This window comes from Streptomyces sp. NPDC007991 (assembly GCF_042958445.1).
Lineage (GTDB): Bacteria > Actinomycetota > Actinomycetes > Streptomycetales > Streptomycetaceae > Streptomyces.
Genome location: NZ_JBIBJD010000010.1, coordinates 111,434 through 131,952, shown reverse-complemented (window position 1 = coordinate 131,952; position 20,519 = coordinate 111,434). Strand labels below are relative to the sequence as shown.

The window sequence follows — 20,519 nt, the reverse complement described above, 5'->3', positions numbered from 1 at the left end:
ACTCGTGAGAGTTTTGTGATCTATGGGAGACCAGGGCAAGATGAGGCTGGCATCCGATTTTTCCGTTTCGCCCTTTGTGGCGTGCGTCATAGTGCTGGGCGGTCACCACCGCGCACCATGGCATGACGTACGGGCGCGCCGGGCGGAGCCGGCCGGTACAGTCGGCCCCTACGCCATCGTGACCCGACCTGATGATCGAGGTACACCGCGTGTCGGTTCTGGTACTGGTGCTCGCCGTGAGTGCCGCTTGCTGCCTGGGCTTCGGTTTCGTGCTGCAGCAGAACGCGGCCCAGCGCGCCCCGCTCAACGACTTCCTGTCCTTCCGGCTGCTGGTCGACCTGGTGAAGGTGCCGCGCTGGCTCGGCGGCATCGCGCTGATGGTGGTCGGCATGGCGCTGGGCGCGGCCGCGCTGGGGCAGGGCCAGCTGTCGCTGGTGGAGCCGCTGCTGGCGACGAACCTGCTGTTCGCCCTCGCGCTGTCCCGCCGGCAGAGCCGGCAGCCGCTCGGCCGCCAGGGCTGGGCGGGCCTGCTGATGCTGGCGGGCGGGGTGAGCGCGTTCATCGTGGCCGGCGAGCCGCAGGGCGGTTCCGCGACGGCCGATCCGACCCGGCAGTGGCTGATCATCGGCGCCATGATCGGGGTCGCCCTGCTGCTCACCGCACACGCGAAGCGCTCCCGGCTGAGCTCCGGGCCGGTGCTGCTGGCCCTGGGCGCCGGGCTCCTCTACGGCGTGCAGGACGCGCTCACGCGGGTGAGCGGGGAGAAGTTCTCCGCGGGCGGCTTCGCCGAGTTGCTGACGGGCTGGCAGCCGTACGCCGTCCTGGCGCTGGGCGTCACGGGGCTGGTCCTCGTGCAGAGCGCCTTCGAGACCGCGTCCCTGCGCAAGTCGCTGCCCGCCCTGACCGCGGCCCAGCCGCTCGCCGGGATCATCTGCGGCGTCGGCTTCCTGGGCGACCGGCTGCGGACCGACACCGTGGCTCTGAGCTGGGAGGCGGGCGGTCTCCTGGCCGTGGTCGCCGGCATCGTGCTGCTGGGGCTGCATCCGGCCATGCCGACGGGGGCGGCGGAGCGGGTGCGCGGGCAGTTGCGGCCACAGCCGCAGGCACAGTGAGGCCTCACGCCCTGCTTGGATGAGGGCATGAGCGCTGTGGACGAGGGCATGAGTGCGGCCGACGAGATCCTCGACATCGTCGACGAGAACGACCGGGTCATCGGGCGGTCGCCCCGGGGCGAGGCCTACGCCCGGGGGCTGCGGCACCGCTGTGTGTTCATCCAGGCCCGGGACGCCGAGGGACGGATCTTCGTGCACCGGCGGACGCCGACCAAACTGGTCTTCCCCTCCCTGTACGACATGTTCGTCGGCGGCGTGGTCGGCGCGGGCGAGGCCTACGACACGGCGGCCCTGCGCGAGGCCGAGGAGGAACTCGGCGTGACGGGCCTGCCGCTCCCCCGGTACCTCTTCAAGTTCCTCTACGACAACGGCGCCGGGCAGACCTGGTGGTCGGCGGTGTACGAGGTCCGCTGCGACCTTCCGGTCCGGCCGCAGGCCGAGGAGGTGGCCTGGCACGACTTCCTGCCCGAGGAGGAGGTACGGCGGCGGCTGGGCGACTGGGAGTGGGTGCCGGACGGTCTGGCCGCGTACGAGCGGCTCAGGGCGTTCCGGTCGGCGGACTGAGGCCTGGCGGGCTCTCAGGCCTGGGGCGGTGGGCGGCACCGGCAGCGCCCGGTGACGGTGGCCCCGGTAGGGTCGCGCACGTGATCGAGTTCGTACGGAACGTCCGTTTGTGGTTCGCGCCGGCGGAGGTGCGGCGGGACGGCGAGACGCCGGACTACCGGTTCTCGCTGGCGAACGAACGCACCTTCCTGGCCTGGCTGCGCACCGCCCTCGCGCTGATCGGCGGCGGCTTCGCCGTCGACCAGTTCCTGCCGGACCTGCGCTGGGGCTGGCGGGTGGGGCTGGCACTCGCGCTGCTGGGCGCGGGCGTGCTGTGTGCGCTGCGGGCGGTCAACCACTGGGTCCGCTGCGAGCGGGCCATGCGCCGGGGCGAGGACCTGCCGGTGTCCCGGTTCCCGGCGGTGCTGGGCCTCGTCGTCGCGATCGTGGCCCTCGCCATGGTGGTCGTGGTGCTCGTGGGGTGGGAGGCGTGAACGCGCCGGCGTCCCGTCGGCAGGACCCCGACCGCGACCCCGGGCTGCAGCCCGAGCGGACCCGGCTGGCGTGGCGGCGTACGACGCTGTCGGGCACGGTCTCCGCCGTGCTCGCCGTGAAGACCGCGCTGCACGGCGGGGCGTCGACGCCCGGGATCGTCGCGTGCGCACTGTGCTGCGCCCTGTGGCTGGGCTTCCTGGCCATCGCCCACCACCGCATCCGCACCCTCGCAGCCACGTCCAGCCCGGCGGCGCTGGCCCCCCGCCAGGCCACGGCAGCGGTGCTGTGCACACTCGCGATGGCGGTGTGCGGGGCGGGGCTCGTCCTCTAGGGCGGGGGCACAGCGGGCGCGGCGGCTTGCGCCGGGGCAGGGGACGCCGGAGACAGGGCCTCGGGGACAGGGACACCGAAGTCCGACACAAGGCCCGGTCGAGTGGGAAAGCTCGGGCAGAGCGCGGGGCGCCGGCCGGTGACTACGGCTCCTCCGGCTCCCAGTCCACCGTCACGACGATCTTGCCGCGGGTCCGGCCCTTCTCGCTGAGCCGGTGCGCGTCCGCCGCCCGTTCCAGGGGGAACGTCTGCGAGACGTGCACGCTCACCACGCCCTGTTCCGCCAGTTCGGACAGTCGTCGCAGGTCCTCGGCGTCGGGGCGGACGAAGTGGTAGCGGCCGCCGTAGTTCACGACGTCGTTGTCGGCGATCGACACCAGGCGGCCCTCGGGCGCCAGCAGGTTCGCCGAGATCTTCAGTGTGTCCCCGCCGACCGTGTCGAACACCGCGTCCACTCCCCCGGGCGCCAGCCCGCGCAGGCGCTCGCCCAGGCCCTCGCCGTACGTCACGGGCTCCCCGCCGAGGCCGCGCACGAAGTCGTGGTTGGCCTCGCTCGCCGTGCCGATCACCCGGGCGCCGAAGTGGGCGGCGAGCTGCACGGCGATCGAGCCGACCCCGCCGGCCGCGGCGTGCACCAGCACCGTCTCGCCCCGTTTCACCTGGAGCATCTTGAGCAGCACCTGGTAGGCGGTGAGCCCGGTCAGCGGCAGTCCGGCCGCCTCCTCGAAGGAGAGGTTGCGCGGCTTGGGCGCGAGGGTGCGCAGGGGCGCGGCCACGTACTCGGCGAAGGTGCCGCGGGAGAGGAAGTCCTCGCGTACGTACCCGATGACCTCGTCCCCGACGTCGAACTCCGACACGGCGACGCCGGGGCGTACGACGACGCCCGAGACGTCCCAGCCGGGCACGACCGGGAACACGGGGGCGAGGATCGCGTCGAGGTAGCCCTCGCGGGCTTTCCAGTCGACGGGATTCACGGCCGCCGCCCGCACCTTCACCAGCACGGAGTCCGGGCCGACCTTGGGATCACGGACCTCTCCGAACGCCAGGACCTCGGGTCCGCCGTACCGTGAGTAGCTGATCGCCTTCATGGATCCGACCTTCCGGGCTCGCCGCATGGCACGCAAGCCGGATGGCCTGAACGAACCGGCTTAAACCTCCCCGGCGCCCCGCGGCGGCGGTCGTCGGCCTATCGTGGCTCCGATCACGTTACGGTCCCCCTCTGGACGACATACCGACCGGTCGGCATCATAAGTCGGGAACTGTTCACCTGCCGTAGGAGCGACGCATGAGCCCCGACCATCCGCCCGGACTCGACCTGGACCGGCTGCGCGGCCTGCTCGACCGTGAGCGGCCCGGCCTGGTGAGCGGGCAACTGTCCGGCCGGCTGATCGAGGGCGGACGGTCGAACCTCACCTACGCCGTCTCCGACGGCACCTCACGGTGGGTCGTACGACGGCCCCCGCTCGGCCACGTCCTGGCCACCGCGCACGACATGAAGCGCGAGCACCGGGTGATCAGCGCGCTGCACCCGACCGCCGTGCCGGTGCCGCGGCCCGTGCTGCTGTGCGAGGACGAGGAGGTGCTCGGCGCGCCGTTCTACGTCATGGAGTTCGTCGAGGGCACCCCGTACCGCACCGCCGACCAGCTCGTCCCGCTCGGCCCGGAGCGCACCCGGGGCGCGGTGCTGAACCTGGTGGACGCGCTGGTGGAGCTGCACGCGGTGGACCCCGCCGAGGTGGGACTCGCCGACTTCGGGCGGCCCGAGGGCTTCCTGGACCGGCAGCTGCGGCGCTGGGGCAAGCAGCTGGACGCCTCGCGCAATCGCGAGCTGGCCGGGATCGACGAGCTGCACGCCACGCTCGGACGGCGGCTGCCCTCCTCCCCCGCCCCCGCCGTGGTGCACGGCGATTACCGGCTGGACAACGTCCTGATCGGCGACGACGACCGCATCAAGGCGATCCTCGACTGGGAGATGTCCACCCTGGGCGACCCGCTCACCGACCTGGGCCTGCTGGCGATGTACAGCCTGCCGCTCGACGCTCCCGCCTCCCCCGTCTCCACGACGGCGGAGGCGCCCGGGCACCCGGACCCGGCCGAGCTGATCGAGCGGTACGCCGCGCGCTCGGGGCGCGATGTCTCCGCGGTCTCCTGGTACACGGCGTTCGCCTGGTTCAAGCTCGCCGTGATCCTGGAGGGCATCCACTACCGCTACACCCTGGGCCAGACGGTCGGGCGGGGCTTCGACCGCATCGGCGACCTGGTCCCCGTCTTCATCGAGCACGGTCTCACCACCCTTCAGGAAGGCTGACGGACATGGACTTCGCGTTCGACGCGCGCACCGAGGAGCTGCGCGGCAAGCTGCTGGCCTTCATGGACGAGTACGTCTATCCGGCCGAGGCCGTCGCGCACGAGCAGCGGGCCCGGCTCGCCTCGCCGTGGGAGACCCCGGCGGTGGTCGAGGAGCTGAAGGCCGAGGCGCGCAGGCAGGGCCTGTGGAACCTGTTCCTGCCGGACTCCGAGTACGGCGCCGGGCTCACCAACCTCCAGTACGCGCCGCTCGCCGAGATCATGGGGCGCTCCCCGCAGCTGGCCCCGACGGTGACGAACTGCGCGGCACCGGACACGGGCAACATGGAGGTGCTCACCCAGTTCGGTGACGAGCAGCAGCGCAAGCAGTGGCTGGAGCCGCTGCTGGCCGGCGAGATCCGCTCGGCGTTCGCGATGACCGAGCCGGAGGTGGCCTCCTCGGACGCCACCAACATCACCACGCACATCGAGCGGGACGGCGACGAGTACGTCGTCACCGGCCGCAAGTGGTACATCTCCGGGGCGATGCACCCGGACTGCAAGATCTTCATCGTGATGGGCAAGACGGACCCCGAGGGTTCCGACATCCGCCGTCAGCAGTCGATGATCCTCGTGCCCCGTGACACGCCGGGTGTGACGATCGAGCGCGCGATGCAGGTCTTCGGCTACGAGGACCACTACCACGGCGGCCATGCCGAGGTGATCTTCGACCACGCGCGCGTGCCGGCGGCGAACCTCGTCGGCGAGGAGGGCGGCGGCTTCGCCATCGCGCAGGCCCGGCTCGGTCCCGGCCGGATCCACCACTGCATGCGGCTGATCGGGATGGCGGAGCGGGCGATCGAGCTGATGTGCCGGCGGGCGGTGTCCCGGACGGCCTTCGGGAAGGCGCTGGCCCAGCAGGGTGTGGTGCACAACTGGATCGCGGACGCGCGGGTGACCGTGGAGCAGTTGCGGCTGCTGGTGCTGAAGACCGCGTGGCTGATGGACACGGTGGGCAACAAGGGGGCGCACACCGAGATCCAGTCGATCAAGATCGCTACGCCTCGGGCGGTGGTGGACATTCTCGACCGGGCGATCCAGTTGCACGGTGCGGGGGGTGTGAGCCAGGACTTCCCGTTGGCGGAGCTGTACGCGGGGGCGCGGACGCTGATGATCGCGGACGGCCCGGACGAGGTGCATCAGCGGTCGCTGGCGCGGCGGGAGCTGAAGCGGTACGTGTGACGCGGCGGCGCGGCGGAGGGTTTTTCGCCCCCGCCGCCCCTACCCGTCCCATCCCAGGGGCTCCGCCCCTTCGACCCCGCTGGAGGCTGCGCCCCCAGACCCCCGCGGGGGCTGCGCCCCCCTGCACCCCCCTCGGGGCTGCCGCCCCCACCCCCATCGGGGCCTCCGCCCCTATCCCTCTCGGGGCTTCGCCCTCTGCACCCCCACCGGGGCCTCCGCCCCTACCCCCCTCGGGGCTGCCGCCCCCACCCTCATCGGGGCTTCGTCCCCTGCACCGCCATCGGGGCCTCCGCCCCCACCCCCTCGGGGCTTCCGCCCCCACCCTCATCGAGGCTTCGTCCCCTGCACCCCCACCGGGGCCTCCGCCCCCACCCCCTCGGGGCTTCCGCCCCCACCCTCATCGAGGCTTCGCCCCCCTGCACCCCCACCGGGGCCTCCGCCCCCACCCCCATCGGCGCCGCCGCCCCCACCCTCATCGGCGCTGCCGCCCCACCCCCCTCGGGGCTTCGCCCCCTGCACCTCCATCGGGGCCTCCGCCCCTACCCCCTCGGGGCTTCCGCCCCGGGACCCGCTTCAGGCTGAACGGCCTCGTCATCAAGCGGCGGACAGGCTGGGGGACGTGACTCAGCCCGGCGTGCTTCAAGCCCTGCCATCCGGCCGGCTGGCCGATCGCGGCGCGGGGTGGTTACGGGCGCAGGGCTCGTAGGAGCAGGTCCGCCAGGTGGTCGGCTACCTGCTGGGGGCTCATCGGGCCCTCGGGGCGGTACCAGGTCGACAGGTGGTGGACCGAGCCGAAGTGGTAGTCGACGACCAGGTCCGCCGGCGTCGCCTTGGAGAAGACGCCCGCCTCCTGGCCCTCCTCGACCAGCGCGCGGAAGCGCTCGTGGTAGCGGCGGCGCTCGGCGCGGACCTGCTTGTTCTTCTCGGGGCTCAGATGGTGCATGGACCGCCAGAAGATCATCGCGTCGTCGAGGTTGTCGATCGTCGTCACCACGACGTCCGCGGCCGCCGCCCGCAACCGCTTCTCCACCGGCTCGTCGGCGCCCGCGACGGCGTCCAGTCTCTCCTGCTGGATGCGCAGCACGCGCGCGTACACCTCGTGCAGAAGGTCGTCCTTGGAGCCGAAGTAGTGGTACAGCGCCCCCTTGGTGACCCCGGCCGCCTCGACGATCTCCTGCACCGAGGTGCGGTCGTAGCCCTGCTCCGCGAAGAGCCGGGTGGCGGCGGCCAGGAGCCGCTGAGGTACGGGGGTGCCGTCCGAGTCCGTCGTCCTGGGCACTGCCGCCACCTGCCTTTCCGTCCTGCTGTCAGTTGTCTTGCGTCCGGGAACGCAGTTCCCGACGGAGGATCTTCCCACTGGCCGTCTTCGGCAAGTCCGGCAGGATCTCCACCTGGCGCGGGTATTTGTAGGCGGCCAGTCTCTCCTTGCAGAAGGCGGCGAGTGCATCCGGGTCCGTGTCGGCGTCCGGACGCAGGCTGATGTACGCCTTGACGGTCTCCCCGCGATACCCGTCCGGCACGCCCACGACGGCGGCCTCGCGCACCGCCGGGTGCGTGTAGAGCACGTCCTCGACCTCGCGCGGCCACACCTTGAAGCCGGACGCGTTGATCATGTCCTTCTTGCGGTCGACGACGTACAGCCAGCCCCGTTCGTCCATGAAGCCGATGTCGCCGGTGCGCAGTTCGGCGCCGGGGAACGTCTCGGCGGTGGCGTCGGGGCGCCGCCAGTAGCCGGGCACGACCTGCGGCCCCCGGACGACGATCTCGCCGTGCTCGCCGAACGGCACCTCGTCGCCGTGGTCGTCGACGATCCGCACGACCGTGTCCGGGCCGGGCAGGCCGACCGCGAGGGTCCCGGAGACCGGGTCGACGGGCGCCTCCAGACCAGGCGGCACCGAGGCGCACGGCGCGGTGCACTCGGTGAGCCCGTAGCCGTTGCGGATGTACGGCCCGAAGCCCGCCCGGAACTTCTCCACCAGCGCGGGCGGCAGCGGGGCGCCGCCGGAGTTGATCACCCGGAAGGAGGAGAAGTGGTCCCGGGTGACGGACGGGTGCGCGGCCAGCGCCATGAAGGCCGTGGACGGGCCGACGGTGTAGTGCGGCCGGTGCTCGGCGAACGCGTCGAGGACCACTCCCGCCTCGAAGCGGTACGCCAGCACGAGCGTGCCCGCGCTGCTCAGGCAGGCGCCGAACTGGCAGACCATGCCGGTGATGTGGAACAGCGGCGCCAGCGCGAAGTAGACCGGCCGCTCGGGCAGCCCCAGGCCGGTCCGCTGCCGCTCGGCGTTGTACATGATGTTGCCGTGCGTGTTGGTGGCGCCCTTGGGCGTGCCGCTCGTGCCCGAGGTGTAGCTGATCAGCGCGATGTCGGAGGGGCCGGGCTCCCGGCCCCCGGGCGCCTTGTGCCCGGCCCGCGCCACGGCCACCAGGTCGTCGGCGTCCGGGGCCTGCGGCAGCCGCTCGAAGGTCAGCACGCGCGCGTCGTTCCGCGTCTGGAAGTCCAGCTCGCACCCCGTGAGCACGATCCGCACGGGCGAGTCGGCCGCCGTCGCGCGCAGATACGACTCCCACGCCCGGTCCGAGCAGATCAGCGCGGCGACCTCGCCGTCGCGCAGGACGTGGGACACCTCGCCCGACTTGTACATCGGGTTGACGGGCACGACGACCGCGCCCGCCTTCCAGGCGCCCAGCACGGCGAGCACGAAGTGCGGGGAGTTCTGGAGCAGGACCGCCACGCGGTCGCCGCGCTCCAGTCCGCGCGCCGCGAGATGCCCGGCGACGGAGTCGCTGAGCTCGTCGACGTCCCGGTAGGTCAGGCGGCCGTCGAAGTAGGCCAGGGCGTCGCTGTCCGGCGTCTCGGCCACGGCCCGGCGCAGGGCGTGCACCAGGGAGTCCGCCGGGCTTATCGCGCCCTTCTGGGCGTCGCTGAGCAGGTCCAGCCAGGGCTTGGCCGCGTAACGGGACTCGGTCACCGGTTCTCCTCCCACTGCTGCTGGATGCGGTTCATGCCGGTCAGCCACCGGTCGGGGTCACCGGCCCGGGTCTGGTGGTACGCGGCGACCTCGGGGTGCGGCAGGATCAGGAAACGGTCCTCCTCGATGCCCTTCAGCAGGGCGTCCGCCACGGCCTCCGGTTCGATGGCGGTCGGCTGGAGCACCAGGTCGCCCGCGCTGCCGGTGGCGGCCAGCATGTCGGTGCGGACGCCCTGCGGGCAGATGGCGTGGACCTTCACACCCCGGTGCCGGTACGTCAGCGACAGCCACTCGGCGAAGGCGAGGGCGCCGTGCTTGGTGACGGCGTAGGGCGCGGCGCCGATCATGGTGAGCAGCCCGGCGGCGGAGACGGTGGAGACGAACCGGCCGCTGCCCCGCTCCAGCCAGGCGGGCAGCAGCTCATGAGCGGCCCGGACGTGCGCCATGACGTTCACGTCCCAGGAGGTTGCCCAGGCATTTTCGTCCAATGCCTGACCGGACTCGATGCCCTCGAACGCGACACCGGCGTTGGCGCAGTACACGTCGACGGTCCCGTCGAGCGCGTCCCGGGCGTCGGAGACGATCGCCGAGGCGTCACCGGGCAAGGCGATCCCGCCGACCTCGTCCGCGACGTGCTTGGCCCGCTCGGCGTCCAGGTCATTGACGACGACCCGGGCCCCCTCGGCGGCGAACCGCCGGGCCAGCGCGGCCCCGATCCCGCCACCGGCCCCCGTGACAACCACCCCGGACCCCTGAAAGGCTCCCACCATCGGTCTCCCTAGACGCGGCTCAGCAATGGCGCCAGACTAACCGGTCGGTATGTTTGAAGGAAGGGGGCTGCGCAGCACCTTAGGGGCGCGGGGAACTGCGCGACCAGCCACTACGAAGCGGCACAGAACGGTTCACGGAGGCCACCCATGCACCTGTCCAGACGAGGCCTGTTAGCCACAGCCACGGCAGCTGTGTCACTGCCCGCGACAACCGCAGCAACAGCCCGACGCCCCAGACACCTCCGCACCGGCTTCGAACGACTCGCCCACGACGGCTACACCCTGCTCGACGGGCAAAAGGCCGGCATCGTCACCAACCCGACCGGCATCACGCGCGACGTCCGGCACATCGTCGACGTCATGCACGCGGACACCCGAGTGGACCTCAGGGCCGTCTTCGGCCCTGAACACGGCTTCCGCGGCACCGCCCAGGCCGGCGGTTCCGAGGGCCGCTACGACGACCCGGCGACCGGACTGCCCGTCTACGACACGTACCTCAAGAGCGGCCAGCCGCTCGCCGACATCTTCGCCGCGTCCGGCGTGGACACGGTCGTCTTCGACATCCAGGACGCCGGCGCCCGCTTCTACACGTACATCTGGACCCTGTACGACTGCATGGAGGCCGCCCGGCTCGCGGGGAAGCGGTTCGTCGTCCTGGACCGGCCCAACCCGGTGACCGGCCGGGCCGCCCTCGGGCCCGTCCTGCACAAGGAGTTCGCCACGTTCGTCGGGCGGCAGCCCATCGCCCAGGCCCACGGGATGACCGTCGCGGAACTGGCACGGCTGTTCAACGAGGAGTTCCTGACCGAGCCGGTGCCGCTGGAGACCGTGCCGATGTCGGGCTGGAGACGCTCGGACTTCTACGACGCCTCCGGGCTGCCCTGGGTGCCGCCGAGCCCGAACATGCCGACGCCGGAGACGGCCCTGGTGTACTCGGGGACCTGCCTGTTCGAGGGCACGAACCTGTCGGAGGGTCGTGGCACGACCCGGCCGTTCGAGCTGCTCGGCGCCGAGGGCGTCGACCGCCGCTGGGCCGCCGCCGCGAACGAACTGGCCCTGCCCGGCGTGCGCTTCCGGGAGGCGTACTTCGCGCCCACGTTCTCCAAGTTCCAGGGCAGGACGATCGGCGGCGTGCAGGTCCATGTGCACGACCGGGACGTCTTCGATCCCGTACGGACGGGGATCGCCCTGCTCGTGACCGCCCGGAAGGTCTGGGACGGATTCGCCTGGCGCCCGGACCACTGGATCGACAAACTCACCGGCTCCGCGCGCGTGCGCACGATGATCGACGCGGGCGCGGACACCGACGAGGTCGTGGCGGGGTGGCAGGAGGAACTGGCGGCCTTCCGGAGGATACGGCGGAAGTACCTCCTCTACCGCTGAGCACGACCGCCACCGCTGAGCACGACCGCTACCGCTGAGCGCGGCCTCGCGCGCCCAATGCGCCCGTGACGTATGGCCAAGCTCCCCCGTTGGCAGGACGATGCGCCACATCACGCGCGTCACCCGGGGGAACAGGGGGCCTGTCATGGCGGATCCGGCGATGAGTGTGAGTCCCTACTGGGAGCTGACCTTCGACGCGGACGGCGACCCGGCGGGCCGCCCGCGCGACCGGCTGCTCGCCGGAGTGGCCGAACGGAAGGTGCGCGACCTGGTCGTCTTCGCGCACGGCTGGAACAACGACCGCTCGGGCGCGACCCGGCTCTACGACCGCTTCCTCGCGCCGATGCCACGGCTGGCCCCGGCGGCCCGGATCGGGTACGCCGGGGTGCTGTGGCCGGCGATGCGGTTCTCCGACGAACCGATCCCGGACTTCCCCCGGGCCGCGGCGGCCGAGGCCCCCAGGCGCCCGGTGCTCGACAAGGACACCCGGCACGCGCTGCTGGAGTCCTTCCCGGGCCGGGCGATCCTGGTCGAACAGATCGCCCGGCTGCTGGAGCAGCAGCCGCCGGAGGAGGGCGAACTGGAGGAGTTCGGACGGCTGGTGCGGCTGCTGGTGGAGGTGGTGGCACCCGGGCCGCAGGCGCTGTTCGCGGCGGACACGGTGGCGGAGGGCGTGCCGCAGAGCGAGCCGGGGATGCTGGCCGGATCCTCGGCGGCGGTCTGCGAGGAGTTCGCGCGGGCGCTGGCAGGGCTCGACGCGTCCGGAGCGCGGGAGGGGTTCGGCCTTCCCAACCCCTGGGAGGGGGCGCACGAGCTGCTGCGGCAGGCGACGTACTACGCCATGAAACGGCGTGCGGGAACCGTCGGCGAGCGCGGTCTCGGACGGGTCGTCGGGCAGCTCGCGAAAGCGGCGCCGGGCGTGCGCGTGCACCTCGTGGGGCACAGTTTCGGCGCGCGGCTGGTGTCGTTCGCGCTGCGCGGCCTCCCCGAGGGCGTGCGTACGGTGAAGTCGGTGACGCTGCTCCAAGGGGCGTTCTCGCACTACGCGTTCGCGGCCCGGCTGCCGCACGACGCCCGGGCCGGAGGGGTGCTCCAGGGACAGCAGAACCGCGTCGACGGTCCCGTGGTCTGCTGCTACTCCCGGCACGACTCGGCCCTGGGCACGATGTATCCGTTGGCCTCCCGCATGGCGGGCGACAGCCGGTCGGTCGCGGGCCTCGACATGGGGCGGGTCCTGGGCGCCAGGTGGGGCGCGATGGGCTACGACGGGGTGCAGGCGGTGCCGGGCACGCGCGCGTACACCCTGGCCGAGGCCCTGCGGGCGAAGCTGCCCGGCTCGGGGTGCGTGAACGTCGACGCGGCGGCGGTGGTCAGACGCGGTGGTCCGCCCGCCGGCGCGCACAGCGACATCCTGCACGAGGAACTGGCCCGGCTGGTGCTGGCGGCGGGCCGCGTCCGCTGACCCGCCGCCTGCTCCTGGGTCACCCTCCGGGGGTCACCGGTGTGAGGTGAACTCCACGACCTGCTGGTAGGTCGGCCGGTTCTGCCAGCTGATCTTGCCGTGCTTGATGCCGCCGAGGGTGCGGTGGATGACCGAGTCGGCGCACCACTGGTCGCCCGCCGAGCACTGGTCGTCGCCGGGGTAGACCTGGGCCGCGGTCTTGCCGGCCGCCTCCTTCAGGGTGCCGAGGAGGGTGTCACGGCAGGCGCCGAGGTCTCCGCCGCCGCAGTACTCCCGGGCCAGCGGCCCGCGCACCTGCTCGCCGAGCACGGCCCGGATGTCCTTGTCGACGTAGCTCCACCAGCCGTACTGGAAGGAGCTTCCGGCGTGCGCCCCGGTCGGGCCGTGGGAGGCCGACGGGGACTCGTCGACGGGGAGGTTGGCGGTCATCGCCTCGAACAGCTCGCCGCCGAGGCCCGGTGCGAACTCGGCCTTCACCAGCAGCGGCCACCAGGCGTCCAGGATGCGGATCGCGTCGGCGTCGGCGTACTTCTTGGATCCGGCCGAGGTCTCCGTGCGTTTGCCGCCCGCGGCGACCCACGTCTGGAGTTTGCCGACGGCGGCGGCGACCGTGGGGTCGGTGACCGGTGAACTGTTCACGACCTTCAGCAGCTTGGGCAGGACGTCCTCCGCCCGCAGGTCGGCCGTGGCCGCGTCGGCCATGGCCTTCACCAGCGAGGCCCTGGTCACCCCGCCCTGCCGGACCAGCTTCTGCACCCGGTCCTCCAGGAGGTTGCCGCGGTGCACGGAGCCGTTGCCCCAGGGAGCGGTCGTGTAGTCCTTGGCCTGCTTGTTGTTCCAGGAGATGTAGTAGTCCTGGTCGATGGAGTTGGGGTGGGCGGAGGGCGGGGTGTAGTCGGCCGTGTTGGTCGCCGGGTCCCAGCCCCGCCACTCGTACGCCGGCCGGGCCCACACCGGGAACTCGGCGTCGACGCCGTTCGCGCGCACCGGGTTGTCGCCGCTGTTGTAGTACGCGGTGTGCTCGGAGTCGACGTAGAACCAGTTGAAGGTGTAGTTGATGTGCTGCACCGCCTTCTGGAACGACTCCGGGCCCTTCACGTAGTCCGGGTCGTTCAGCATCTGGAAGCCGATGATGGAGTCGGCCTCGTGCATGAAGGACGAGCGCAGGGTGGTGTAGGCGACTTTCTTGCCGCCGACCGTGCCGCGGTACTCGACGGGTCCGTACTTCGTGCGCCAGACGCGCATCGTGTACGAGCCGGCCGCGGTGCCGTCGGCGACTGTCGGCTTCCAGGCGTTCTTCTGCTCGATCTTCTCCATCGGCGTGCAGGTGCCGCGGTACAGGTAGTGGTAGTCGTCCTGGCACAGTTCGACGGCGTACGTGTCGATGATGTCCTGGCCGGAGGTGGTGGCGCTCCACGAGTAGTCCTGGCCGCGGCCGAGTTCGACGTACATGCTCAGGCCCGCGAAGGAGGCGCCGCGGGCGCTGATGCCCGGGCCCTGGAGCTCCTGGAGGAGCAGCAGCTGGGGGGCGAAGTAGCCGGTCTGCGGGCCGAACACGGCGACCGGGTGGCCGCTGGCGGTGTGCTCGCCGCCCACCACGAGGGCGTTGGACATGCCGCGCTTGGCGGACGACAGGGCCGACTTGGCCGCCTCGCCGGACGCGCCGGTGGCACTGGCCGTGGCGGCGCTGCCGGTGCGGTCGTAGACGAGCGGCTCGGGCTTCACCGAGCCGGCGTCCGGCATGGCCGTGCCCTGCGGATCGTCCGGCTTGGTCGCGTACGGGAAGCTGCCGTCGCGGACGGTGAGGACGGCCTCCGGGTCGTTGCGCTCCCGGAAGGACTCCCAGACCTTGGTGCCTTCCGCCACGCCGTACTTCTCCTGGGCGGCGAGCAGGGAGAGCGCGTTGTTGACCTCGCCGCCTCCGCCGGAGCCGAACAGCGCGCCGATGACCGACCCCAGCGCGACCATGTCGGTGATCTTGAAGTGCTCGATCTTCCCGGCGTTGGTGACTGAGTCCTTGTGCCCCGTGAGGACGTACTCACCGGGGAAGTACCGGCCGCTGTCGGAGGCGTCGATGTAGGCGTTGATGCCGTCGAGGTAGGCGTCGGCGTCGGCGAGGGCCTGTTTGCCGCGCTCGCCGTTGGTGGCGACGGCGTTGTCGATCTGCGCCTGGAGATCGGCCTCGCTGTAGGGCGCGTGCCGCCAGAACTGCTGTTCCAGGCCCTGGTTGGAGGGCGCGCCGCCCGCGAAGGAGGTCACCTGTCCACGACCGACGTGCCGGAAGACGTCCATCAGCCACAGCCGGTCCTGGGCGGCGGCGTAACCGGCCCCGAACTCCGTGCCGTACCGGGTGGTGCCGGTGATGTGCGGCACACCGGTCTTCTTGTCCCGGACGATCGTCACGTCACCGCGCCCGGCGGGTTTGACGGTGGAGGCGACCTGATCCGCCGGGACCCCGAACGACGCGTCGTTGAAGAAATTGTTGATCTTGTCATTGGTGAGGCCGGTGTACCCCTTGGCGAGGTCGGCGTAGGGCCCGAGCTGGTCCTCGGCGTGCTCGGGCTGGGTGCCGAAGGCCTGGTTGAGGAGGACCTGGGCCAGGGTGGCGTTGCCGTTCTGGCCGGGCGGGAGGATGTCCGAACACTGGTTGCCGCAGTGGTCGTTCGCCGCGGCCGCGGCCTGCGCGGTTCCCGTCTCCGAGGCGGCGGCTTGCGACAGCGGCGACAAAAGACCCGCGATCAGCGCGCATACCGATGCGGTCTTCAGGAACCCGGGGATTCCGCGGGGAGTTCTCATTCTGTCGAGAACGGTGCGTGGGTTACGCCGTGGCATGTGGGGGCTCCTCCCGAGGGGGTGGCCGGGATGTTACCGCCGGTATCCCCGGGATTGAAGATGAGCAAGCGTCACTTTTTGGAGTCAGCACAACAGGCACACGGACCACGGCAGTCGACCCGGGGCCTCGTCGGACCGCTTATGGAGGCCATTTGAAATCGGATGGAGCCGATTCGCTTGTCGATACGTCTATTCGGCGACGTCCTTACGACGACGCCGAAGTGACCGGATTAGGTGCAGGTGTGACGGAGGTGCAGGACGATGGCCGGTTTCCGGAGTCTGGCGAGACAGGTCCGCGATCCGCGGTGCGATCTGGCACTGCGGCGCTATTCGCTGCGCAAGTGCCTTGAGAGGTTCGCCCCTTACGGGCACAGGGCGACCTGGGACCATCTGTGTTCCCGGGCCGGGTTCGGTCCCGAGGACCGGTCCCCCGATCCGGTGCGGCTCGTGGCCGCACTGGACGAACTGGAGGAGGCGCGGGCGGTCTGGCTGGCCTACGAGGTCGAGTTCGCCGAGCGCCGCAAGAAGGAGAAGCACGACGGACTGCGCCGGCCGGGCACCGTGGACGACTGGCACCGGCTGACCTGGGGCGGTTTCGGCGTGGCGTGGTGCGACGATCCGGCGGTCCATCCCCGTGAACCGCTGGCCGAGGTGCTGCGCCGGCTGATCGCCGCGCTGGAGCGCGAGCCGGGCTCGACGTGCCCGGCGTGCGGCGGGGAGCAACTCACCTGGAGGTACGGCCTGGACCACGAGCCCTCGGCGGGTCCGGTCTGCACGGACTGCGGAATTCTCGTACCGCGTCCGGTGCTCACGCCCGAAGCCCTGGCGGACGCCAGGCGGGCGAGGCTGTTGGTGTCGGCTTGACGAATGCGGGTGCGCGGGGGGTGCGCCGGGGATGCCGCACCCCCACTGTCAGTGGGTGCTGACACCATCGTCGACATGGTGCAGGTGTGTCTGAACGGTCCGCGGACCGCCGCCGACGGTACGGCGGTGCCGCTGACGCCCGAGTCCATGGCCGACTCCGCCGCGGACGCCGTCGCGGCCGGGGCCACGGACATCCATGTCCATCCCAAGACACCCTGCGGGCGTGACACGTTGTCGCCCAGGGTGCTCGCGGAGACGCTGTCGGCGATCCGCTCGCGCGTGCGGGTGCCCGTGGGGGTGACCACCGGGGCATGGGCCGAGCCGGACCCTGACGCCCGGCTGGAGCGGATCCGGAGCTGGACCGTCCTGCCCGACCACGCGTCGGTCAACTGGCATGAGCCCGGGGTGGAGGAGGTCGCCGCCCTGCTCCTGGAGCGCGGGGTGGGTGTGGAGGCGGGCATCTGGTCCGGGACGGACGGTGCGCAGCGGTTTGCCGACTCGCCTCTGGGGCCGAAAGTGCTGCGGGTCTTGGCCGAGGTGACGGACGCGGACCCTTCCGGTGCGATGGCTTCCGCGCGGGGGTTGTTGTCCGGCCTTGGCGCCGCGCATGGACGCCCTGTCCTGCTGCACGGGGAGGACGGGGGTGCGTGGCCGGTGCTGCGGCTCGCGGGCGAGCTGGGGTTGGCCACGCGCGTCGGGGTGGAGGATGTGCTGCGCCTGCCGGATGGACGACTGGCCGGCTCCAATGCGGAGTTGGTCGCGGCGGGGTTGGCGGAGTACGAGGCGGGTCGGCGGGATGCTCGGCGTAGTCGCTGAGGCCGGGTCGGTCCGCGACCCGGCGGAACGGGTGCCGCAGCGCCCACCCGTGCCGCCCTTGGCGGCACGATTGCCCGCCGCGGCCAGGGCGACCGCAGCGGTTGGCGCGTCAACGCCAGTCAGTCGGCCCACCGCGCAGGCGCTACCCCCGCCCCTTGTCCACCATCAGGCGCGACCCCGCCCGGCGTTCGCCGAAGACATCGCCCGGGTTGGACAGGACGCACGTGTCGAGGGAGAGGCAGCCGCAGCCGATGCAGTCGGTGAGATGGTCGCGGAGGCGGTTCAGCTGCTTGATGCGTTCGTCCAGTTCCGAGCGCCAGGCCTCCGACAGATGTGCCCAGTCCTCCCGCGTCGGCGTCCGCTCCTCGGGAAGCTCCGCCAGGGCCTCGCGGATCGTCGCCAGCGGGATGCCCACCCGCTGCGCGGCCCGGATGAAGGCGACCCTGCGCAGCGTGTCCCGCGCGTAGCGACGCTGGTTGCCGGTGGTCCGGCGACTGCTGATCAGGCCTTTCGCCTCGTAGAAGTGCAGGGCGGAAACGGCGGCCCCGCTGCGCGCCGCCAGCTGGCCGACCGTGAGCTCGTGGATCTTCTCTGAAATCTGGGGCACCCCGCGACCCTACCCAGTCCGTTGACACGGCCGCCGCAGCCGACCATGCTAAGCAGTCGCTTAGATATGCGAGCGCACGCAGACTTCCTGACGCGAGAGGCCGGGACATGGCACAGCCGAGGATCTTCACGTCCGTCGACGACCTGAAGTCGGCGGTGGGCGAGCAACTGGGGTACACCGACTGGCTCGACATCGACCAGAAGCGGATCGACCTGTTCGCGGAGGCCACCGGCGACCACCAGTGGATCCACGTCGACCCGGAGAAGGCCGCCGCGGGCCCCTTCGGCACGACCATCGCCCACGGCTATCTCACCCTGTCGCTGCTGCCCCTCTTCGGGCCGCAGCTGATCTCCGTCGAGGGCGTGAAGATGGGCGTCAACTACGGGACGAACAAGGTCCGCTTCCCCTCTCCCGTCCCCGTCGGCTCCCGGCTCCGCGCCACCGCGAGCATCACCACCGTCGACGACGTGCCCGGCGGCGTCCAGGTGACCGTCGCCTTCACCGTGGAACGCGAGGGCGGCGACAAGCCCGTCTGCGTCGCCGAGTCCGTGTCCCGCTACTACTTCTGACCCGAGCGGGGCGCCCCGCCGTCCCCCACCATCCGCAGCACGAGGTCGGCGTACAGCGCGCCGACCTCGTCCGGCGTCCACGGCCCGTTGACATTGAACCAACGGGCCACGTCGATGCAGAGCGAGAGCACGGCCAGGGTCGTGCCCTTCACGTCCAGCACGTCGAACTCACCGGCCGCGACACCGTCCTCGATGATCGCCCGCACCTCGGCGTCGCACTGCCGCCGCAGTGCGAGGATCTCGGCACGGGCGTCCGGACCGAGCGAGTCCAGCTCGTACTGGACGACCCGGGCGGTGGTGCGTCCGCCGGCGTGCCAGCGGACGAAGGAGCTGACCGCCCCGGCCAGGCGCTCACGCGCGGCGCCCTCCCGCCGGGCCGCGGTCCGCAGGATCTCCAGGGCCTTCTCGTGCCCGATCCTGCTGATGCGGTGCAGCAGCTCTTCCTTGGTCTTGTAGTGGATGTAGAGCGCCGCCGGGCTCATCCCGGCGCGACCCGCGATGTCCCGGGTCGTCGTGGCGTGGTAGCCGCGCTCGGCGAAGGCCTCCACCGCGGCGACCAGCAGCCGTCGCGCCGCGTCGGGCGTGACCTCGCCCCACGCCTGCGCCTCGCCGCCGGCCGTCTCCTCCGCCGTACTCATCACTCGCCCCTCTCCACCGACAGGGACAACACCATACCGCCGAAGGTGAGCGAGCGCTTAGTGTGGCCGCTCAGTGCTTCTCGAAGGGGCCGTACGAGGGCGAGGGCACGGCACCCGCCGCCCCCTCCTGCCGGTCCCGGATCACCTTGGCGAGGGTGAAGGAGGAGGTGACCAGGTACAGAACGGCGATGGCGAGGAAGCCCCGCACCCAGGCGTCGGCGCTCAGCTGGTAGATGCCGATCGCGGTGGCCGCCATGGCGACGGCGAAGGAGGCGACGGCCTGGCCGTAGAAGGCGGCCGTGTTCTGCTGCTTGCTGCCCGGTGTCTCACTCATGGGGGAAGCTTCCGGCGGACGTGGCCCGCGCCACATCCGCTGACGTACTCAGTGGCGTACTCAGAACGCCGAAACCCCCGTCAGCGCTCGCCCGATGACCAGCTTCTGGATCTGGCTCGTGCCCTCGTAGAGGGTCATCACGCGGGCGTCCCGCAGCAGCTTGCCCGCGGGGTACTCGTCGATGTAGCCGTAGCCGCCGAAGACCTGGAGCGCGTTGTTCGCGGCGCGGACGGCCGCCTCGGAGGCGAACAGCTTGGCCTTGGACGACTCGACGGCGAACGGCCGGCCGCGGTCGATCAGGTCGGCGACCCGCCAGGTCAGCAGCCTCGCGGCGTCGACGTCCACGGCGATGTCGCTGATCAGTTCCTGGACCAGCTGGTGACGGGCGATGGCCTTCCCGAACTGCTCGCGCTCGCCCGCGTACCGCACGGCCGCCTCCAGCGCGGCCTGGGCTATGCCGACACAGCCCGCGGCGACCGACATCCGGCCCTTGGCGAGGGCGGACATGGCGACCGAGAAGCCCTTGCCCTCCTCCCCCAGCAGGGCCGAGGCGGGCACCCGCACGTCCTCCAGCACGAGTTCGGCCGTGGCCTGGCCGCGCAGCCCCAGTTTCCCGTGGATCGTGCGGCGCGTCAGGCCGGGCGTGTCCGTGGGGACCAGGAAGGCGGACACGCCCTTGTGGCCGGGGGCGTCCGTGGAGCGGGCGAAGAGCAGGACGACGTCGGCCCAGGTGCCGTTGGTGATGAACATCTTGGTGCCGTTGATGAGGTAGTGGTCGCCGTCCCGCACCGCCCGCGTCGCGAGGTTGCCCGCGTCCGAGCCCGTGCCCGGCTCGGTCAGGCCGAAGCAGCCGACCGCCTCGCCGGAGGTGAGCCCCGGCAGCCAGCGCCGCTTCTGCTCCTCGCTCCCCCAGGCGGCGACGGTCTTCGCGACGAGCCCCAGCGAGACGGAGACGATCCCGCGCACGGACGAGTCACCCCGGCCGAGTTCCTCCGTGACGAGGCAGTACGCGAGGTGGTCGCCGCCCGAGCCGCCGTACTCCTCGTCGATCGTCAGACCCAGGAAGCCGATCTCCCCGAGCTTCTTGACGATTCGGCGGTCGACTTCCTCGGCGCGGTCCCAGGCGACGGCGTTCGGTGCGATCTCGCGCTCGACGAAGTCCCGGGCGAGCTGCCGTACGGCGGTCTGCTCCTCACTGAGCTCCAGGTTCACCACAAGCCACTCCACTTGAAAGCCGTACATTTAAATTAGCACTGCTAGTTTC

General features: G+C 71.6%; 20 protein-coding genes. 11 read left to right on the top strand and 9 right to left on the bottom strand.

Annotation, left to right across the window (positions count from 1 at the left end):
- Window positions 1–209: 209 nt before the first annotated feature.
- The 4 genes from ACFZDA_RS28070 to ACFZDA_RS28055 all read left to right on the top strand — a co-directional run bounded on the left by ACFZDA_RS28070 (window position 210) and on the right by ACFZDA_RS28055 (window position 2,481).
- Window positions 210–1,112 carry a DMT family transporter gene (locus ACFZDA_RS28070; RefSeq protein ID WP_391086724.1) on the top strand — a complete coding sequence of 301 codons (903 nt, stop codon included), beginning with the start codon at window positions 210–212 and terminating at the stop codon, window positions 1,110–1,112.
- Window positions 1,113–1,160: 48 nt separating this feature from the next.
- On the top strand, window positions 1,161–1,676 hold the full coding sequence (locus ACFZDA_RS28065) for an NUDIX domain-containing protein (RefSeq protein ID WP_391087230.1): 516 nt from the start codon (window positions 1,161–1,163) through the stop codon (window positions 1,674–1,676).
- Window positions 1,677–1,756: 80 nt separating this feature from the next.
- Window positions 1,757–2,149 carry a DUF202 domain-containing protein gene (locus ACFZDA_RS28060; RefSeq protein WP_391086722.1) on the top strand — a complete coding sequence of 131 codons (393 nt, stop codon included), beginning with the start codon at window positions 1,757–1,759 and terminating at the stop codon, window positions 2,147–2,149.
- The gene (locus ACFZDA_RS28055) at window positions 2,146–2,481 is read left to right on the top strand and encodes a DUF202 domain-containing protein (RefSeq protein ID WP_391086720.1); all 336 of its coding nucleotides are present in this window, start codon (window positions 2,146–2,148) and stop codon (window positions 2,479–2,481) included. The genes ACFZDA_RS28060 and ACFZDA_RS28055 overlap by 4 nt, the downstream gene beginning before the upstream one ends.
- A 142-nt stretch (window positions 2,482–2,623) precedes the next feature.
- Here the strand turns inward: ACFZDA_RS28055 and ACFZDA_RS28050 are convergent, their stop codons facing one another.
- Window positions 2,624–3,568, bottom strand: coding sequence for a zinc-binding dehydrogenase (locus ACFZDA_RS28050; protein ID WP_391086718.1), 945 nt, complete (start codon window positions 3,566–3,568; stop codon window positions 2,624–2,626).
- Between the two features lie 197 nt (window positions 3,569–3,765).
- Here ACFZDA_RS28050 and ACFZDA_RS28045 point away from each other — a divergent pair, with 197 nt between their 5' ends.
- Window positions 3,766–4,788, top strand: a complete 1,023-nt coding sequence (locus tag ACFZDA_RS28045) for a phosphotransferase (RefSeq protein WP_391086716.1) — start codon at window positions 3,766–3,768, stop codon at window positions 4,786–4,788.
- A gap of 5 nt (window positions 4,789–4,793) precedes the next feature.
- Complete coding sequence (locus ACFZDA_RS28040) at window positions 4,794–6,008, top strand: acyl-CoA dehydrogenase family protein (RefSeq protein WP_391086714.1); 1,215 nt, start codon at window positions 4,794–4,796, stop codon at window positions 6,006–6,008.
- 685 nt (window positions 6,009–6,693) lie between these two features.
- Here ACFZDA_RS28040 and ACFZDA_RS28035 read toward each other — a convergent pair.
- From ACFZDA_RS28035 to ACFZDA_RS28025, 3 genes are read right to left on the bottom strand one after another with little or no spacing between them, the layout of a single operon-like run.
- Window positions 6,694–7,287 carry a TetR/AcrR family transcriptional regulator gene (locus ACFZDA_RS28035; protein WP_306968385.1) on the bottom strand — a complete coding sequence of 198 codons (594 nt, stop codon included), beginning with the start codon at window positions 7,285–7,287 and terminating at the stop codon, window positions 6,694–6,696.
- Window positions 7,288–7,315: 28 nt separating this feature from the next.
- Window positions 7,316–8,980: an AMP-binding protein gene (locus tag ACFZDA_RS28030; protein WP_391086711.1), complete on the bottom strand. Its 1,665-nt coding sequence runs from the start codon at window positions 8,978–8,980 to the stop codon at window positions 7,316–7,318.
- The gene (locus ACFZDA_RS28025) at window positions 8,977–9,750 is read right to left on the bottom strand and encodes an SDR family NAD(P)-dependent oxidoreductase (RefSeq protein WP_391086709.1); all 774 of its coding nucleotides are present in this window, start codon (window positions 9,748–9,750) and stop codon (window positions 8,977–8,979) included. Before ACFZDA_RS28025 ends, ACFZDA_RS28030 begins: the two co-directional genes overlap by 4 nt.
- Before the next feature lie 147 nt (window positions 9,751–9,897).
- Here ACFZDA_RS28025 and ACFZDA_RS28020 point away from each other — a divergent pair, with 147 nt between their 5' ends.
- Window positions 9,898–11,133, top strand: coding sequence for an exo-beta-N-acetylmuramidase NamZ domain-containing protein (locus ACFZDA_RS28020; protein ID WP_391086707.1), 1,236 nt, complete (start codon window positions 9,898–9,900; stop codon window positions 11,131–11,133).
- 145 nt (window positions 11,134–11,278) lie between these two features.
- Entirely contained in the window at window positions 11,279–12,595 is a 1,317-nt protein-coding gene (locus ACFZDA_RS28015; protein ID WP_391086705.1) for a serine-threonine protein kinase, read from the top strand.
- Window positions 12,596–12,628: 33 nt separating this feature from the next.
- Here the strand turns inward: ACFZDA_RS28015 and ACFZDA_RS28010 are convergent, their stop codons facing one another.
- Window positions 12,629–15,427: a penicillin acylase family protein gene (locus ACFZDA_RS28010; RefSeq protein WP_391086703.1), complete on the bottom strand. Its 2,799-nt coding sequence runs from the start codon at window positions 15,425–15,427 to the stop codon at window positions 12,629–12,631.
- Window positions 15,428–15,688: 261 nt separating this feature from the next.
- On the opposite strand from ACFZDA_RS28010, the gene ACFZDA_RS28005 reads away from it, so the two are divergent.
- Window positions 15,689–16,291 carry a hypothetical protein gene (locus ACFZDA_RS28005; RefSeq protein WP_391086701.1) on the top strand — a complete coding sequence of 201 codons (603 nt, stop codon included), beginning with the start codon at window positions 15,689–15,691 and terminating at the stop codon, window positions 16,289–16,291.
- A 75-nt stretch (window positions 16,292–16,366) separates the two neighbouring features.
- Window positions 16,367–17,107 (top strand): 3-keto-5-aminohexanoate cleavage protein, encoded by a 741-nt coding sequence (locus ACFZDA_RS28000; RefSeq protein ID WP_391086699.1) that lies wholly within the window; start codon window positions 16,367–16,369, stop codon window positions 17,105–17,107.
- A 142-nt stretch (window positions 17,108–17,249) separates the two neighbouring features.
- Here the strand turns inward: ACFZDA_RS28000 and soxR are convergent, their stop codons facing one another.
- Entirely contained in the window at window positions 17,250–17,714 is a 465-nt protein-coding gene (gene soxR, locus ACFZDA_RS27995; protein WP_391086697.1) for a redox-sensitive transcriptional activator SoxR, read from the bottom strand.
- Window positions 17,715–17,821: 107 nt separating this feature from the next.
- On the opposite strand from soxR, the gene ACFZDA_RS27990 reads away from it, so the two are divergent.
- A complete protein-coding gene (locus tag ACFZDA_RS27990; RefSeq protein ID WP_391086695.1) occupies window positions 17,822–18,283 on the top strand; it encodes a MaoC/PaaZ C-terminal domain-containing protein in 462 nt (153 codons plus the stop codon).
- Here the strand turns inward: ACFZDA_RS27990 and ACFZDA_RS27985 are convergent.
- From ACFZDA_RS27985 to ACFZDA_RS27975, 3 genes are all read right to left on the bottom strand, one after another.
- The gene (locus ACFZDA_RS27985) at window positions 18,274–18,921 is read right to left on the bottom strand and encodes a TetR family transcriptional regulator (protein ID WP_391086693.1); all 648 of its coding nucleotides are present in this window, start codon (window positions 18,919–18,921) and stop codon (window positions 18,274–18,276) included. The two genes, ACFZDA_RS27990 and ACFZDA_RS27985, sit on opposite strands and share 10 nt — an antisense overlap.
- Window positions 18,922–18,991: 70 nt before the next feature.
- A complete protein-coding gene (locus ACFZDA_RS27980) occupies window positions 18,992–19,255 on the bottom strand; it encodes a YiaA/YiaB family inner membrane protein (RefSeq protein ID WP_391086691.1) in 264 nt (87 codons plus the stop codon).
- A gap of 60 nt (window positions 19,256–19,315) precedes the next feature.
- Window positions 19,316–20,467 carry an acyl-CoA dehydrogenase family protein gene (locus tag ACFZDA_RS27975; RefSeq protein WP_391087227.1) on the bottom strand — a complete coding sequence of 384 codons (1,152 nt, stop codon included), beginning with the start codon at window positions 20,465–20,467 and terminating at the stop codon, window positions 19,316–19,318.
- Window positions 20,468–20,519 lie beyond the last annotated feature (52 nt).

Coding starts and splice junctions, on each gene's coding strand:
- ACFZDA_RS28005 (WP_391086701.1), top strand. CDS start 15,689: ATGGCCGGTTTCCGGAGTCTGGCGAGACAGGTCCGCGATCCGCGGTGC.
- ACFZDA_RS27985 (WP_391086693.1), bottom strand. CDS start 18,921: ATGAGTACGGCGGAGGAGACGGCCGGCGGCGAGGCGCAGGCGTGGGGC.
- ACFZDA_RS28050 (WP_391086718.1), bottom strand. CDS start 3,568: ATGAAGGCGATCAGCTACTCACGGTACGGCGGACCCGAGGTCCTGGCG.
- ACFZDA_RS28000 (WP_391086699.1), top strand. CDS start 16,367: ATGGTGCAGGTGTGTCTGAACGGTCCGCGGACCGCCGCCGACGGTACG.
- ACFZDA_RS28040 (WP_391086714.1), top strand. CDS start 4,794: ATGGACTTCGCGTTCGACGCGCGCACCGAGGAGCTGCGCGGCAAGCTG.
- ACFZDA_RS27980 (WP_391086691.1), bottom strand. CDS start 19,255: ATGAGTGAGACACCGGGCAGCAAGCAGCAGAACACGGCCGCCTTCTAC.
- ACFZDA_RS27990 (WP_391086695.1), top strand. CDS start 17,822: ATGGCACAGCCGAGGATCTTCACGTCCGTCGACGACCTGAAGTCGGCG.
- ACFZDA_RS28025 (WP_391086709.1), bottom strand. CDS start 9,750: ATGGTGGGAGCCTTTCAGGGGTCCGGGGTGGTTGTCACGGGGGCCGGT.
- ACFZDA_RS28045 (WP_391086716.1), top strand. CDS start 3,766: ATGAGCCCCGACCATCCGCCCGGACTCGACCTGGACCGGCTGCGCGGC.
- ACFZDA_RS28065 (WP_391087230.1), top strand. CDS start 1,161: ATGAGTGCGGCCGACGAGATCCTCGACATCGTCGACGAGAACGACCGG.
- ACFZDA_RS28015 (WP_391086705.1), top strand. CDS start 11,279: ATGGCGGATCCGGCGATGAGTGTGAGTCCCTACTGGGAGCTGACCTTC.
- ACFZDA_RS28020 (WP_391086707.1), top strand. CDS start 9,898: ATGCACCTGTCCAGACGAGGCCTGTTAGCCACAGCCACGGCAGCTGTG.
- ACFZDA_RS28010 (WP_391086703.1), bottom strand. CDS start 15,427: ATGCCACGGCGTAACCCACGCACCGTTCTCGACAGAATGAGAACTCCC.